Source organism: Kitasatospora sp. NPDC051170, from assembly GCF_044455705.1.
Lineage (GTDB): Bacteria > Actinomycetota > Actinomycetes > Streptomycetales > Streptomycetaceae > Kitasatospora.
This window is the reverse complement of the sequence record NZ_JBITFA010000013.1, coordinates 187,919-202,615: the sequence shown is the minus strand read 5'-3', so window position 1 is coordinate 202,615 and position 14,697 is coordinate 187,919. Positions and strand designations below refer to the sequence as shown.

15 protein-coding genes and 1 riboswitch are annotated in these 14,697 nt (G+C 72.3%); of the genes, 10 read left to right on the top strand and 5 right to left on the bottom strand.

Annotation, left to right across the window (positions count from 1 at the left end; all coding sequences use genetic code 11):
- Positions 1 to 92: 92 nt before the first annotated feature.
- Complete coding sequence (gene nagA / locus ACIBCA_RS26355; protein ID WP_396285469.1) at positions 93 to 1,274, bottom strand: N-acetylglucosamine-6-phosphate deacetylase; 1,182 nt, start codon at positions 1,272 to 1,274, stop codon at positions 93 to 95.
- On the bottom strand, positions 1,271 to 2,218 hold the full coding sequence (locus tag ACIBCA_RS26350) for an ROK family protein (RefSeq protein WP_396285468.1): 948 nt from the start codon (positions 2,216 to 2,218) through the stop codon (positions 1,271 to 1,273). Before ACIBCA_RS26350 ends, nagA begins: the two co-directional genes overlap by 4 nt.
- A 337-nt stretch (positions 2,219 to 2,555) precedes the next feature.
- On the opposite strand from ACIBCA_RS26350, the gene ACIBCA_RS26345 reads away from it, so the two are divergent.
- From ACIBCA_RS26345 to otsB, 3 genes are all read left to right on the top strand, one after another.
- Positions 2,556 to 3,806, top strand: a complete 1,251-nt coding sequence (locus ACIBCA_RS26345) for an extracellular solute-binding protein (protein WP_396285467.1) — start codon at positions 2,556 to 2,558, stop codon at positions 3,804 to 3,806.
- Between the two features lie 50 nt (positions 3,807 to 3,856).
- Positions 3,857 to 4,138 carry a DUF3263 domain-containing protein gene (locus tag ACIBCA_RS26340; protein WP_396285466.1) on the top strand — a complete coding sequence of 94 codons (282 nt, stop codon included), beginning with the start codon at positions 3,857 to 3,859 and terminating at the stop codon, positions 4,136 to 4,138.
- 87 nt (positions 4,139 to 4,225) lie between these two features.
- Positions 4,226 to 5,068: a trehalose-phosphatase gene (gene otsB / locus ACIBCA_RS26335; protein WP_396285465.1), complete on the top strand. Its 843-nt coding sequence runs from the start codon at positions 4,226 to 4,228 to the stop codon at positions 5,066 to 5,068.
- Here otsB and ACIBCA_RS26330 read toward each other — a convergent pair.
- The gene (locus ACIBCA_RS26330) at positions 5,046 to 6,521 is read right to left on the bottom strand and encodes a trehalose-6-phosphate synthase (protein WP_396285464.1); all 1,476 of its coding nucleotides are present in this window, start codon (positions 6,519 to 6,521) and stop codon (positions 5,046 to 5,048) included. The two genes, otsB and ACIBCA_RS26330, sit on opposite strands and share 23 nt — an antisense overlap.
- A gap of 38 nt (positions 6,522 to 6,559) precedes the next feature.
- Entirely contained in the window at positions 6,560 to 7,564 is a 1,005-nt protein-coding gene (locus ACIBCA_RS26325) for a glucosyl-3-phosphoglycerate synthase (RefSeq protein WP_396285463.1), read from the bottom strand.
- 159 nt (positions 7,565 to 7,723) lie between these two features.
- Positions 7,724 to 7,859, top strand: a riboswitch (SAM riboswitch).
- A gap of 16 nt (positions 7,860 to 7,875) precedes the next feature.
- On the opposite strand from ACIBCA_RS26325, the gene thrC reads away from it, so the two are divergent.
- The 5 genes from thrC to ACIBCA_RS26300 all read left to right on the top strand — a co-directional run bounded on the left by thrC (position 7,876) and on the right by ACIBCA_RS26300 (position 12,585).
- Entirely contained in the window at positions 7,876 to 9,183 is a 1,308-nt protein-coding gene (gene thrC / locus ACIBCA_RS26320; RefSeq protein ID WP_396285462.1) for a threonine synthase, read from the top strand.
- Between the two features lie 19 nt (positions 9,184 to 9,202).
- Positions 9,203 to 9,481, top strand: a complete 279-nt coding sequence (locus tag ACIBCA_RS26315; protein WP_396285461.1) for a ubiquitin-like small modifier protein 1 — start codon at positions 9,203 to 9,205, stop codon at positions 9,479 to 9,481.
- Between the two features lie 531 nt (positions 9,482 to 10,012).
- Entirely contained in the window at positions 10,013 to 10,216 is a 204-nt protein-coding gene (locus ACIBCA_RS26310; protein WP_030289665.1) for a cold-shock protein, read from the top strand.
- 286 nt (positions 10,217 to 10,502) lie between these two features.
- A complete protein-coding gene (gene groL, locus ACIBCA_RS26305) occupies positions 10,503 to 12,125 on the top strand; it encodes a chaperonin GroEL (RefSeq protein ID WP_031063970.1) in 1,623 nt (540 codons plus the stop codon).
- A 103-nt stretch (positions 12,126 to 12,228) separates the two neighbouring features.
- Complete coding sequence (locus ACIBCA_RS26300; protein WP_396285460.1) at positions 12,229 to 12,585, top strand: hypothetical protein; 357 nt, start codon at positions 12,229 to 12,231, stop codon at positions 12,583 to 12,585.
- Here the strand turns inward: ACIBCA_RS26300 and ACIBCA_RS26295 are convergent.
- Complete coding sequence (locus ACIBCA_RS26295) at positions 12,582 to 13,241, bottom strand: hypothetical protein (RefSeq protein ID WP_396285459.1); 660 nt, start codon at positions 13,239 to 13,241, stop codon at positions 12,582 to 12,584. The genes ACIBCA_RS26300 and ACIBCA_RS26295 overlap by 4 nt on opposite strands.
- Positions 13,242 to 13,306: 65 nt before the next feature.
- Here ACIBCA_RS26295 and ACIBCA_RS26290 point away from each other — a divergent pair, with 65 nt between their 5' ends.
- Together ACIBCA_RS26290 and ACIBCA_RS26285 are read left to right on the top strand one after the other, a co-directional pair.
- A complete protein-coding gene (locus ACIBCA_RS26290) occupies positions 13,307 to 13,690 on the top strand; it encodes a PadR family transcriptional regulator (RefSeq protein WP_396285458.1) in 384 nt (127 codons plus the stop codon).
- Positions 13,687 to 14,640: a hypothetical protein gene (locus tag ACIBCA_RS26285; protein ID WP_396285457.1), complete on the top strand. Its 954-nt coding sequence runs from the start codon at positions 13,687 to 13,689 to the stop codon at positions 14,638 to 14,640. Before ACIBCA_RS26290 ends, ACIBCA_RS26285 begins: the two co-directional genes overlap by 4 nt.
- Positions 14,641 to 14,697 lie beyond the last annotated feature (57 nt).

The following is a 14,697-nucleotide window of genomic DNA, read 5'->3' as shown; positions in this document are numbered from 1 at the left end:
TGCCCGGGCCGTGACGCGCGAAGGCCGCCCGTTCCCCGGTGGGGAGGGCGGCCTTCGCGCAACGAGCGGGCGGGTCGGGCGGGTCGGGCGGGTCAGGCGGGCTTGATCCGGGGGAAGCGGTCGCCGCCGAGGATCCACCGGCCGCGGCGCATGACGGCGACCAGGTCGTAGGTGGTGGAGTCCACGACGACCAGGTCGGCGAGCTTGCCGGTCTCCAGGGAGCCGAGGGAGTCGGAGAGGCCGAGCAGGCGGGCCGGGGTGGTGGAGAGCGACTCGACGGTCTGGTTCAGGCTCAGCCGGTTGACGGTGACCGAGCGCTTGAACGCCACGTCCAGGGTGAGGGTGGAGCCGGCGATGGAGCCGCCCTCGACGAGGCGGGCGACGCCGTTCCTGACCTCGACCTGGAGCGGGCCGAGCGGGTACAGGCCGTCGCCCATGCCGGCGGCGCCCATGGCGTCGGTGATCAGGGCGACGCGGTTCGCGCCGGCGGTGCCGTAGGCGAGGTCGAGGACGGACGGGTGCAGGTGCACGCCGTCGTTGATCAGCTCGACGGTGACCCGCTCGTCTTCCAGCAGCGCCACGATCGGGCCCGGGGCGCGGTGGGCGATGCCGGGCATGGCGTTGAACAGGTGGGTGGCGACGGTGGCGCCGGCCTCGACGGCCTCGAGGGTGGTGGCGTAGTCCGAGTCGGTGTGGCCGACGGCGGCGATGACGCCGAGGTCCGCGAGCATCCGGACGGACTCCATGCCGCCGGGCAGCTCGGGGGCCAGGGTGACCATCTTGGCGTGGCCGCGGGCGGCGTCGACGAGCTTGCGCACCAGCGCCGGGTCCGGGTCGCGCAGCAGGTCGGGGCGGTGGGCGCCGCAGCGGTTGTGCGAGATGAACGGGCCCTCGAAGTGGACGCCGGCGAGGACGCCGTCCTCGACGAGCTCGGAGAGGACGGCGGCCTGGCGGGCGACCTCGTCGATCTCACCGGTGACGGTGGAGGCGATCGTCGTGGTGGTGCCGTGCTCCAGGTGGGTGCGGGCCGCCCGCAGGGCCTCCTCGGCGATGCCGGAGGCGTAGGAGGCGCCGCCGCCGCCGTGGACGTGCAGGTCGACGAAGCCGGGAACGACGGTGTGGCCGCTCAGGTCGAGGTCGCCGGGTTCGGTCTCGCCCCCGAGGCCGGCGATGCGCTCGCCCTCGACGGCCAGGCGGTCGCCGTCCACGACGCCGCCGGGAAGGACGAGGCGGGCGCCGGCGAGGGCGGTACGGTCACGGTCCGCGGTGGTCACGCGGTCACCTCCAAGGAGAGCAGATCCCAGGCGAGCAGGCCCGCGCCGAGGGATGCGGCGGTGTCTTTGAGCATGGCGGGTACGACCTTCGGGGGCATCTGGAAGGTCAGGCGCTCGGTGACCGCCGCGCGCAGCGGGGTGAAGAGCGTGTCGCCGGCCTCGGCCAGCCCCCCGCCGACGATCACCGTGGACGGGTCGAGCAGGCTCTGGGCGAGGACGATGCCGTCCGCCAGGGCGTCGACGGCGCCCTGCCAGACGGCGAGGGCGCGGTCGTCCCCGGCGTCCACCGCGGCGGCGCAGGATGCCGCGTCGGCGTCGGGGTCGCCGCTGGCCTCGGCCCAGGCGCGGGAGACGGCGGAGGCGGAGGCCAGGGTCTCCAGGCAGCCGCGGGCGCCGCAGCCGCACAGGGGCCCGCCGGGGCGGACCACGACGTGGCCGATCTCGCCGCCGTAGCCGTGGGACCCGGCCTCGATCCGGCCGTCGATGCCGATGGCGCCGGCGATGCCGGTGCCCAGGGCGATGAACAGGAAGCGGTCCACGCCCCGGCCGGCGCCGAGCCGGCCCTCGGCGAGGCCGCCGGAGCGCACGTCGTGGCCGAGCGCCACCGGGATCGCCCGGTCGCCGGGGGCGGCCAGGCGCTCGCCGAGGAGCTTGCGCAGCGGGAGGTCTCGCCAGCCGAGGTTGGCCGAGTAGACCGCGATCCCGTTCCTCTCGTCGATCGTCCCCGGGACGGCGACGCCGGCGGCGAGGGGGGCGACGCCGTAGCGGGCCCGGCCCTCGTCCGCGAGGTCGGCGGCGAAGTCGAGGATGGCGGCGACCACGGCGTCCGTGCCGTGCTCCCGCCCGGTCGGTCGGCGTGCTTCGAACAGCACGGAGCCGTCCTGGGCGAGCAGCGCGGCCTTCATGCCGGTGCCGCCTACATCGAGTGCGATGACGTGCTTCACGGAGGACAGTTTCCCTTGGTCGGGTCTAAGAGGTCTAGTCCAGTTGTCGGATTGGTCTGGTCCAGGTTGGGTGAGCTTTGTCGCAGATCGGGGGGAGTGGGTGGCTTTGCGGACGGCGCGTCCGGGAGGTCGTCCGTTCACCTGCTGTTGCGCATCGTGCAACGACCTCCGCACTTCGATAACTACTCGGTGGGCTCGGTCGAGTGGTGTGGACCAGTGGGCGCCGCGTTTGGCAGTGTGGCGCCTCCCCCCGACCGGAGTCCCTCCTCCGGCCGTAGTTCTTTCCTTATTGAAGGCGGTACCCGCGTTGAACAGGCGCGCCCACGTTCCCTCCCGTGTGCTCGGTACTGCGCTGGCCGGAGCCCTGGTGCTCACCGCGGTCAGCGCCTGCAGCGCGAAGGACGACGGGCCGGTGACCCTCAAGCTGGTCGCCGCCGACTACGGGGAGAGCGACGAGACCAGCTCCAAGCACTACTGGGACGAGATCGCCAAGGGCTTCGAATCGGCCAACCCCGGCATCAAGGTCGACGTCGAGGTCGACAGCTGGACGGACATCGGCAAGAAGGTCGAGGACATGGTCGCGGCCGGGAAGTCGCCGGACCTCCTCCAGACCGGCGGGTTCGCCGACCAGGTCGCGGCGGACCGGCTCTACCCGGCGGCCGACGTGCTCTCCATGGATACCCAGGCCAAGTTCATGGAGAACTTCGCGCACGCCGGGCAGGTGCTCGGCACGCAGTACGGGATCCCGTTCGTCTCGTCCTCGCGGGTGCTCTTCTACAACAAGGCGGTCTTCCGGCAGGCCGGGATCACCCAGCCGCCGGCCACCTGGAACGAGCTGCGGCAGGACGCCGAGAAGATCAAGGCCAAGGTGCCCGGGGTGACGCCGTACGGGCTGCCGCTCGGGAACGAGGAGGCGCCGGCCGAGTCGATGCTGTGGACGCTGAGCGGGGGCGGGAGCCTCTCCGACGACGTCGGCAACTACACGATCGACAGCCCGCAGAACCAGGCGACCTTCACCTGGCTCAAGAACAACCTGGTCGCGCCCGGGCTGACGTACAACGAGCCCGGCAAGATGAACCGCACCCCGGTGTTCCAGGACTTCGCGGCCGGGAAGGTCGCGATGCTCAACGGGCACCCGACCCTGCTGCGGATGGCGTCCGCCGGGAAGATCGACTTCGGGACGGCGCCGATCCCCAAGAAGGACGGGGTCGGGAAGACCGGGAGCCTCGGGGTCGCGGACTGGCTGATGGCCTTCAAGGCGAACGGGCACAAGAACGAGATCAAGAAGTTCGTCAGCTACGTGTACGGCAAGGAGCACCAGCTGCGGTTCGACGAGCAGTACAACCTGCTGCCGGTCACCCAGGACGCCTTCGCGCAGATGACGGGGGACCCGAAGCACGAGGACCTGAAGCAGTTCGCGGCCGGGCTGACGAACGCGAGCTTCTACCCGTTCGGGGACCCGGCCTGGGGTGAGGTCAGCAACCGGATCAAGGCGGGGATCGGGCAGGCCGTCACGGGGGACCCGAAGACGGTGCTCGGGGGGATCCAGGACGCCGCGCTGAAGGAGGCGGCCCGGGTCCGGAAGTAGGGCCTGTCGGCGGCTCGCCGGACAATGGGCTCTCCGAGGAGGTGTGGTCCGTGGGTGATCCGAGTGATCCGGGTGAGCTGAGCGAGCCGGGTGAGCTGAGTGAGCAGGGTGAGCTGAGCGAGCGGGAACGGGCGGTGCTGGCGCTCGAGGGGCGGCAGTGGCGGACGGCCGGGGCGAAGGAGCGGGCGATCCGGGAGGAGCTGGGGCTCTCGCCCACGCGGTACTACCAGCTGCTGAACGGGTTGCTGGACCGGGGGGAGGCCTTGGCGACGGCTCCGGTGCTGGTCAACCGGCTGCGGCGGGTGCGGGAAGCGAGGCGGGGGGCCCGCTGAGGGTGTGGCGTGTCGCGGGCGCGCGGGCTTCGGTCCGCGCGCCCGTTGCTGTTCGAGGGGTGGGGATTCGGGGGTATGGGGGTCGGTATGGATATCGAGGAGCGGGTCGGGACCGGGGCCGGGCGGGACGGGGTGCGGGCGATCGTGGGGGCGCCGGGGGAGGCGGTGATCGCGTTGGACTTCGACGGGACGTTGGCGCCGATCGTGGCCGATCCGAGTGCGGCCAGGGCGCATCCCGGAGTGGTGGGGGTGTTGCGGGGGCTGGCGCCGGTGGTGGGGGCCGTGGTGGTGGTGACCGGGCGGCCGGCGGGGTTGGCGGTGGAGTACGGGGGGCTGGAGGAGGTGCCCGGGGTGGTGGTGCTGGGGCACTACGGGGCGGAGCGGTGGGAGAACGGGGTGCTGACCGCGCCGCGGGTGGATCCGGGGGTGGAGCGGGCGAGGGCGGCGCTGCCGGGGGTGCTGGCGCGGGCGGGGGCGCCGGAGGGGACGTGGGTGGAGGACAAGGGGCGGTCGGTGGCGGTGCACACCAGGCGGACGGCTGCGCCGGAGGAGACGCTGGAGCTGTTGAGGCAGCCGGTGGGGGAGCTGGCGGCGGAGTGCGGGCTGGTGGTGGAGCCGGGGCGGCTGGTGCTGGAGCTGCGGCCGCCGGGGGTGGACAAGGGGGCGGCGCTGACCGGCTTCCTGCGGGAGCGGGGGGCGAGGGCGGTGCTGTACGCGGGGGACGACCTGGGGGACGTGGCGGCGTTCGCGGCGGTGGAGAAGTTGAGGGGGGAGGGGCTGAAGGGCGTGCTGGTGTGCGCCGGGACGGTGGGGGACGCGCCGGTGCGGGAGCTGGCGGAGCGGGCGGACGTGGTGGTGTCCGGGCCGGAGGGGGTGGTGGAGCTGCTGGGGGGCCTGGGGGAGGAGATCAGGGCGTTCGGAGCGCGTTGAGCTGGTCGAGGAACCACTGCTGCGGGGGGAGGGCGGTGGCGGCGTCGGCCAGGCGCTTGGTGCGGGCGGCGCGTTCCTCGGGGGGCATGGTGAGGCCCGTGTGGAGGGCCTCGGCGGTGGCGATCACGTCGTAGGGGTTGACGACGAGGGCGTCGTCCTTGAGTTCGGCGTGGGCGCCGGCCTCGCGGGAGAGGACGAGCGCGCAGCCGTGGTCGGAGACGACGGGGACCTCCTTGGCGACGAGGTTCATGCCGTCGCGGATGGGGTTCACGAGGGCGACGTCGGCGAGGCGGTAGGCGGCGAGGCTGCGGGGGAAGTCGTCGTTGACGTGGAGGATCAGGGGCTGCCAGGTGTCGGTGGCGAACTCGGCGTTGATCTCGGCGGCCAGGGTCTCGACGGCGGCGGTGTAGTCGCGGTACTCGGCGAGGTCGGTGCGCGAGGGGTACGCGAAGGCGAGGTGGACCACCCGGTCCTGCCAATCGGGGCGGGTGCGGAGCAGGTGCCGGTAGGCCAGGAGGCCGCGGACGATGTTCTTGCTCAGCTCGGTGCGGTCGACGCGGACGATCGTGCGGCGCTCGCCGACGGCCTCGCGCAGGGCCGCGAGGCGTTCGTCGACGTCGGGGCGGTGGGCGCGTTCGCGGAGGAAGTCGGCGTCGGCGCCGAGGGCGTGGACGCCGAGCCGGGTGGTGCGGCCGTCGTGCGTGACGGTGAGGGCCTCGTGGTCGACGGTGGCGCCGAGGACGGATTCGCAGCAGGCGGCGAAGGCGCGGGCCCAGCGTTCGGTGAGGAAGCCGGCGCGGTCGGCGCCGAGGATGCCGGTGAGGACGGCCGCGGCGACGTCGTCGGGGAGCAGCCGGTAGTACTCGGGCGGGGCCCAGGGGGTGTGGGAGAAGTGGCCGATGCGCAGGTCGGGGCGGGCGGCGCGCAGGAGGGCCGGGGTCAGGGAGAGGTGGTAGTCCTGCACGAGGACGGCGGCCCCGGGGGCGGCTTCGGCGGCGAGGGCTTCGGCGAAGGCCGTGTTGTAGGTGGTGTAGTCGGCCCACTGGGTGCGGAAGCCGGCGTCGAAGGCGGGGGCGGTGGGGGTCGCGTACAGCAGGTGGTGGACGAACCAGAGGGTGGAGTTGGCGACGCCGTTGTAGGCGTGGGCGAAGGTCTCGGGGTCGAGGTCGAGCATCCGGACGGCCTGGCCGCCGACGTCGTGGCCGGCGAGGTCGAGGCGGCCGTGGGGGGCTTCCCGGGCGGCCCGGCGGTCGGCGTCGTTCAGGGCCGCGCAGACCCAGACGGCGTTGGGGTCGTCGATGGCGGAGAGGCCGGAGACCAGGCCGCCGCCGCCTCTGCGGAGGGTCAGGGTGCCGTCGTCCGCGGTGCCGAAGGACACCGGGCCCCGATTGGAGGCCACCAGGACGGGGGCGGTGCCGGTCGCGCTCGAACGTTCGGTCGTGAGATCGCCCATGGTTGGCATCTTGCCGGGGGGTGGGGGTGGCAAACCCCTCAGTGGCGGGTCGCGTATTCCGGGACGGTGTGCATCGGGGGGCGTTCGAGGGCGGTGACGGGGAGGGTGTGGGCGGTGAACTCCCGTGTTTCGGGCGAGCGGGTGAACTGGGTGAGGAGGGGGCGGACGAGGTCGGCGCCGGCCTTGAGGCGGTGGGTGCGGTCGAGGCGTTCGAGGGCGGTGCGGTAGATGGTGGCGGCCATCCGGCCGAGGGCCTGGCCGTCCTGGTGGCGGTGGTGGCGGACGCCGACGTCGACCTGGGCGAGGGCGTCGAGGCCGACGGTTTCGAGGGCGTCGACGAGGAGGCCGAGCTCGACGCCGTAGCCGGTGGGGAAGGGCAGGCGTTCGAGGAGGGAGCGGCGGGCCGCGTACTCGCCGCCCAGGGGCTGGACGAAACCGGCGAGTTCTGGCCAGTGGAGGTTGAGGAGCGGGCGGGCGACGAGTTCGGTGACGCGGCCGCCGCCGGCGGGGACGATCGCGCCCGACTCCGTCTCCAGGGGGCGGTCGTACATGGCCTTGACCAGCTGGATGTCGGGCTCGGTGAGCAGCGGGCCGAGGATGCCGGAGACGAAGGCGGGGTCGAACTCGCGCAGGTCGGCGTCGATGAAGCAGACGAGGTCGCCGTGGGTGACGAGCAGGGAGCGCCAGAGGACCTCGCCCTTGCCGGGGACGGCGGGCAGGCGCGGGAGGATGGCGTCGCGGTGTTCGACGCGGGCGCCGGCCTCGGCGGCCGCGGCGGCGGTGGCGTCGGTGGAGCCGGAGTCGACGACGACGAGTTCGTCGACGAGGGGGAGGCGTTCCATCAGTTCGCGGCGGATGGTGCGGACGATGTCCCCGACGGTCGCCTCCTCGTCGAGGGCGGGCAGGACGACGCTGACGGTGTGGCCCGTGCGCTCCTTGGCGCGCAGGAGGTCCTGGGCCGGCCGGTCCGCCGCGGCCCAGGAGCGCCGGCGTAGCCAGGACGCCGCCTGCGGGAGGAGCTCGGGGGTCGGTTCGGCGGGCACGGGGTTCTCCTCGACGGGGTCGGGCGGGCTTGGTCGAGACGTGTCATCTCGCGTGGCGGACAGCCCGATTCGGGTTTGACGCCTTCGGATACAGTCTTCGTACGGCGGTCGGACCTTGGCACACTGGGGTAACCGCCCGAGCACCACCACAATTTCACAAGCTCATCCAGAGGGACTGAGGGAACGGCCCGTTGACGTCCCGGCAACCTTCTCGCTCGGCTGTCTTCGACAGGCCCCGGCGGGACAGGTGCCAATTCCGGCCTGTGGCGCGACCGCGCCGCGGGGAAGATGAGGAGAGAGGCTCCGCCATCATGGCCATCGACGTTGCCGCACCTACCCCCAGCCTCCGGCCGGAGGTACCCCCGACCGTGGACCTCGGCCCCGCCGCCGCCCTGTCCTGTCGGGAGTGCGGAACCCGCTTCCCGCTCGGCCCCAGCTTCGCCTGCCTGGAGTGCTTCGGGCCGCTGGAGATCGCGTACGAGTTCGGCAGCGAGGGCGCCGAGGAGCTGCGCAAGCGGATCGAGGCCGGGCCCGCGTCCATCTGGCGCTACGCGCCGCTGCTGCCGGTGCCGGCCGACGTCGCCTCCAAGCCGAACCTGAACCCGGGGTGGACCCCGCTGGTGAAGGCGGACAACCTGGGCCGCGAGCTCGGGTTCACCGCGCAGCTGCACGTCAAGGACGACTCCGGCAACCCGACGCACTCGTTCAAGGACCGCGTGGTCGCCTGCGCGATCGAGGCGGCGCGGGCCTTCGGGTACACCACGCTGTCCTGCTCCTCGACCGGCAACCTGGCCGGTGCGGTGGGCGCGGCGGCGGCCCGGGCGGGCTTCCGGTCCTGCGTGTTCATCCCGCACGACCTGGAGCAGGGCAAGGTCGTGATGGCCGGGGTGTACGGCGGCGAGCTCGTCGGCATCGAGGGCAACTACGACGACGTGAACCGCTTCTGCTCGGAGCTCATCGGGGACCCGGCCGGCGAGGGCTGGGGCTTCGTGAACGTCAACCTGCGGCCGTACTACGGCGAGGGGTCCAAGACGCTGGCGTACGAGATCTGCGAGCAGCTCGGCTGGCGGCTGCCGGAGCAGATCGTCATCCCGGTCGCCTCGGGCTCGCAGCTGACGAAGATCGACAAGGGGCTGCAGGAGCTGATCAAGCTCGGCCTCGTGGAGGACCGGCCGTACCGGATCTTCGGTGCGCAGGCCGAGGGCTGCTCCCCGGTGTCCACGGCGTTCAAGGACGGCCGTGACGTGATCCGGCCGGTCAAGCCGGACACCATCGCCAAGTCGCTGGCCATCGGCAACCCGGCGGACGGCCCGTACGTGCTGGACATCGCCCGCCGCACCGGCGGCGCCGTCGAGGACGTGACGGACGCGGAGGTCGTGGAGGCGATCCGGCTGCTGGCCCGTACGGAGGGGATCTTCGCCGAGACCGCGGGCGGCGTGACCGTCGGCGTGCTCAAGAAGTTGGTCGAGACCGGGCAGCTGGACCCGGCCAAGGAGACCGTCGCGATCAACACCGGCGACGGCCTCAAGACGCTGGACGCCGTCTCCGACGCCGGGATGACCGCCGTCATCCGCCCCACCCTGGCGTCCTTCCGCGACGCCGGCCTCGCGTCCGCCTGAACCACCCGATAGGAGAGCCATGAGCGCGAACGTCCGCATCCCCACCATCCTGCGCACCTACACCGGCGGCGCCGCCGAGGTGAGCGCCGAGGGCGCCACCCTGGGCGAGGTCGTCGCCGACCTGGAGAAGAACCACCCGGGCATCGCGGCCCGCATCCTGGACGACACCGGCAAGCTGCGCCGTTTCGTGAACGTGTACGTGAACGACGACGACGTGCGTTTCGCCGAGGGACTGGCGACCGGGATCAAGGACGGCGCGAGCGTCTCGATCATTCCGGCGGTCGCCGGAGGCTGCTGACCCGCAAGGGTCCGGCAAGGGCTCGGCAAGGGCTTGAAACGGCCGTTCACGCGTGCGGAATTCGATTCTCCGCATGTGTGGACGGCCCTTGCATTTCGGCGGGAATATTTCCTGGTCGAGTGGGAGTAGAGTGTGGCTCGGTTGGGAACGAGGTTCCTTTTCCGATTCGCCGGACGGGGTCCGGCCGCTGAGACCGGCCCGGGGCAGGGGCCGTGAAACATGTCAGGCAGATGTCAGAATTCCGGTGGCGGATTGGGGTAATTCGTCCGCTGTGTCCGGGCTGAAATGCCGATTTCCTCCAGGTTCGCTCGGGATTGTCCCTTGACGCTGCGTCGGAATTCCCGGCGATTGGCTCTGTTGCAGAGGGCGTCGATCCGGATACATTCAGCCGCGGTCGACGTAATCGCCTCGCCCGGCGTACCACGGCGGCCGCGGCTGCGCCCAGGGGGGGTTCCCCGGGCCGGCCTACCAGAACCGGGCCCGCGACCTGCGGGCGCGTGAAGGGCCAGCACAGCACTAGGGGAGTTCGGAATGGCTCAGGGCACCGTCAAGTGGTTCAACGCGGAGAAGGGCTACGGCTTCATCGCGGTCGACGGTGGTGCGGACGTCTTCGTCCACTACAGCGCGATCCAGATGGACGGCTACCGCACCCTCGAGGAGGGCCAGCGGGTCGAGTTCGAGATCTCCCAGGGACAGAAGGGCCCGCAGGCGGACATGGTTCGCGCGGCGGTCTGACCTTCCGGCTCCAGGAGCTCGTCGCGGCCCACGGCTGGTGACCACTCGCTTCTTCGGCGGGCCCGTACGACGACAGTCGTACGGGCCCGTTCGCGTGTCCGGGGCTTGCACTCGACCACCCGGAGTGCTAATCATTGGCGTTAGCACTCAGAGCTTGAGAGTGATAAGCGGACCGGGTCGGTGAGGTCCCGGGGAGCGCAGGGGAATGGACCTGCGCGACCAGGACCGTCCGTCGCGGGCACCCCTTGGTCCGAGCAGTCGACCGTGTCCCGGAGGACCACTTCTGATGGCCAAGATCATCGCCTTTGATGAGGAAGCTCGCCGCGGCCTCGAGCGTGGCATGAACCAGCTCGCCGACGCGGTGAAGGTCACGCTCGGCCCCAAGGGCCGCAACGTCGTGCTGGAGAAGAAGTGGGGCGCCCCCACGATCACCAACGACGGTGTCTCCATCGCCAAGGAGATCGAGCTCGAGGACCCGTACGAGAAGATCGGTGCGGAGCTCGTCAAGGAGGTCGCCAAGAAGACGGACGACGTCGCTGGTGACGGCACCACCACCGCCACCGTGCTCGCCCAGGCCCTGGTTCGCGAGGGTCTGCGCAACGTCGCCGCCGGCGCCAACCCGATGGCCCTGAAGCGCGGTATCGAGAAGGCCGTCGCCGCCGTCTCGGACCAGCTGCTGGCCCAGGCCAAGGACGTGGAGACCAAGGAGCAGATCGCCTCCACCGCCTCCATCTCGGCCGCCGACACCCAGATCGGCGAGCTCATCGCCGAGGCCATGGACAAGGTCGGCAAGGAAGGCGTCATCACCGTCGAGGAGAGCAACACCTTCGGTCTGGAGCTCGAGCTCACCGAGGGCATGCGCTTCGACAAGGGCTACATCTCCGCCTACTTCGCGACCGACCTGGAGCGCATGGAGGCGACGTTCGAGGACCCGTACATCCTCATCGCCAACTCCAAGATCGGCTCGGTCAAGGACCTGCTCCCGCTGCTGGAGAAGGTCATGCAGAGCGGCAAGCCGCTCGTCATCATCGCCGAGGACGTCGAGGGCGAGGCCCTGTCGACCCTGGTCGTGAACAAGATCCGCGGCACCTTCAAGTCCGTCGCCGTCAAGGCCCCGGGCTTCGGTGACCGCCGCAAGGCCATGCTCGGCGACATCGCCATCCTCACCGGTGGCACCGTGATCTCCGAGGAGGTCGGCCTCAAGCTGGAGAACGCCGGTCTCGACCTGCTGGGCACCGCCCGCAAGGTGGTCATCACCAAGGACGAGACCACCATCGTCGACGGTGGCGGCGACAGCGACCAGGTCGCCGGCCGCGTGAACCAGATCCGTGCCGAGATCGAGAACAGCGACTCGGACTACGACCGCGAGAAGCTCCAGGAGCGCCTCGCCAAGCTGGCCGGCGGCGTGGCCGTCATCAAGGCCGGCGCGGCCACCGAGGTGGAGCTCAAGGAGCGCAAGCACCGCATCGAGGACGCCGTCCGCAACGCCAAGGCCGCCGTCGAGGAGGGCATCGTCGCCGGTGGTGGCGTCGCGCTGCTGCAGGCCGGTGTCGCGTTCGACAAGCTGGAGCTGGAGGGCGACGAGGCCACCGGTGCCAACATCGTCAAGGTCGCGCTCGAGGCCCCGATCAAGCAGATCGCGACCAACGCCGGCCTCGAGGGTGGCGTCGTGGTGGAGAAGGTGCGCAACCTCCCCGCCGGTCACGGCCTGAACGCCGCCACCAACGAGTACGTCGACCTGGTCGCCGCGGGCATCATCGACCCGGCCAAGGTCACGCGCTCCGCGCTGCAGAACGCCGCCTCCATCGCGGCGCTGTTCCTCACCACCGAGGCCGTCATCGCCGACAAGCCGGAGAAGGCCGCCGCGGCCGCCGGCGGCGGCATGCCGGGCGGTGACATGGACTTCTGATCCTCACGGATCGGTTGGTTCCTCGTTCGCGTGGGCGGTTCCCTTCGGGGGGCCGCCCACGCGGCGTTTTCGGGGTTGCCGTCCTGGGGCGGAGAATGGGCGGATGGCTTCCGACGACATCGAGACCGCCCTGCACGACGCCCGGGCGCTGATCCTGGCCGACCTCACCGCGCGGGACGTGGCGGACGCCGCCGTCGTCTCGCTGGTGGAGGAGGCCGTGGCCCACCGCCGGTGGTGGCTGGCGCAGTGGCCGGACGGCACCGAGTACGTGCTCGGGCTGGTCGCCCAGGACGTGCAGGACGCGCTGCTGGAGGCGTACGGGCGGTGGCCGCTGTGCACCGTCTGCGCCGAGGACGGGGACCCCCACGCGCTGGGTGTGGAGCCGGAGTTGGGCCCCGAGCCGCACTGGGTGTGCGGCAAGCGGGGCGAAGTCGTCGCGGCGGTGGGCGCGTTGCGTTAGAGCGTGGCTTTCGGCACGCCCTGGAGCGTCGCCAACTCGGCCTGGAGGTTGGCGCGGGCGGGCTGCTCCAGGCGGGCGCTCGCGGCGGGGGTGCGGAAGAGCGCTGGAAGCGCCAGGAGGGCGCGCAGGACGGCCGCGCGCCCGGCACGGAAGTCCGGCTCGGGGACGAAGCCGTACTCCTCGCGGACGGCCGCCGCGTAGGCCCCGTACGCCTCGGGGGAGCCGCCGAGGACGGCGAGGTCGGCGTCGCAGAGCACCTCGCCGTCGCGGTCGCCCGGGGCCGGGGCGTGGGTGACGGTGAGCAGGACGAGGCGCTCGACCTCGGCGACGCGTCCGGCGGGCAGGCCCGCCCCGGTCAGCGCGCGGTGGGCCAGGGCGGCGCTGCGCTCCTCGTTCTCGGTGCGGTCGGGCCGGTGGACGGCGTCGTGGAACCAGGCGGCGAGGCGGACGGCGTCCGCGTCGGCGGCGTGCGCGGCGAGGTCGTCGACGTGCCGCAGGACGGCGCGCAGGTGGTCGACGCCGTGGTAGCGGCGCTGCGGCTCGGACCAGCGGCGCAGCAGCTCCCGCCCGTACGGCTCGGGGTCGACGGCGGCGCCGCAGCGGGTCAGCAGGGCGGTCCAGGCGGTGAGCAGGTCCTCGGTCGTGCGCTCGTTCATGCGCTCATTGTTCGCGGGGCGGTGGGCTCTGGACAGATATGCCGTTCGGCGATATATGTAGTCGTATGACAGAACGCTCCATGCAGGAGCCGACGCTGCTGCTGCTCACCGCCCTGGCCGACGCCCCCAGGCACGGCTACGCGCTCATCCAGGAGGTCGCCGCGATCTCGGACGGCCGGGTGAAGATGCGCACCGGCACCCTGTACGGCGCCCTCGACCGGCTGCTCCAGCAGGGCCTGATCGAGGTCGCCGCGGAGGAGGTCGTCGACGGCCGGGCCCGGCGCAGCTACGCGCTGACGGCCACCGGCCGGGCGGCGCTGGCCTCCGAGGCGGAGCGGCTGCGGGCGGTGGCCACCGAGGCGGAGCGCCGCCTCTCCAAGGTCCGGTCGATGCTGTGGGGCGGGGCCGACGCGAAGGGCGCGTCCACGGCAGGGGGGAGTGCGACATGACCACACCGACGATCGGTGCGCCCTCGGCGCCCTCGGGTGCGCTGCGGGCCGTGCTCCAGCTCTACCCGGCCGGGTACCGGCGGGAGCGGGGCGAGGAGCTGGCCGCCGTCTTCGCCGACAGCACGGCGCGGGCCGGGCGCTCCGCCGTGGCCCGGGAGGTGTTCGACCTGGCGCTGTACGGCCTGCGGGTGCGCGCCGGGCTGACGGGCTCCACGGCGGCGGGCCGGCTGCTGGCGCTGGTCGCGCCGATGATCGCCGGGGCGGTGGCCGGGGCGGCGCTGGTGCCCTGGCTGGCCGCGCCGGACCGGGTGACCTTCCTGCTCAGCTGGAACCACTCGCTCTCCGCCTACGCGGAGGTGTTCTTCCAGCCGGTGGGCGCCATGCTGCTCGTGGTGGCGGCGACGCTGGGCCGGTGGACGGCGGCGCGCGGGCTGGCCCTGTTCCTCGGTGTGATGGCGCTGGGCGAGCTGGGCGGGGCCTTCGTCGACTCGCACTTCGACGACGTCTGGTGGCCGGGGTACATCGGGATGGCCACGCTGCCGTTCGTGTTCGCCGCGCTGCTGCTGCTCGCGGCGCCGACCGACCTGCTGCCCAGGCCCTCCCTGCGGGCGGGCGGCCTGGTGCTGGCCTCGGTGGCCTCGGGTGGGCTGCTGGCGGCCGTCCAGAGCTGGGACGACACGGGCTTCCCGGTGGACCGGCAGTGGTTCGTGCTGATGCTGGTCGCCCCGCTGGTGCTGACCCTGACCGCGCTGCGCGGGAGGGCCGTCCCGGCCGCGGTGGGCGTGGCGGTGCTGGCGCTGACCGGGCCGGGCAGCCTGTTCAACATCTGGCGCGAGTCGGGTGGGATCTCGCACCTGATGTCGACGGCGGTGCCGGTGGCGATCCTGCTGGCGATGGCGGCGCTGGCGGTGTACGGGTTGCGGCGGCGGCCCGGGCAGGTGCGTGCCTGATCAGTCCGGGCGCCCGATCGTTCGGTCGCCGTACGCGTGAGCGAGCCCCCGGCCGGG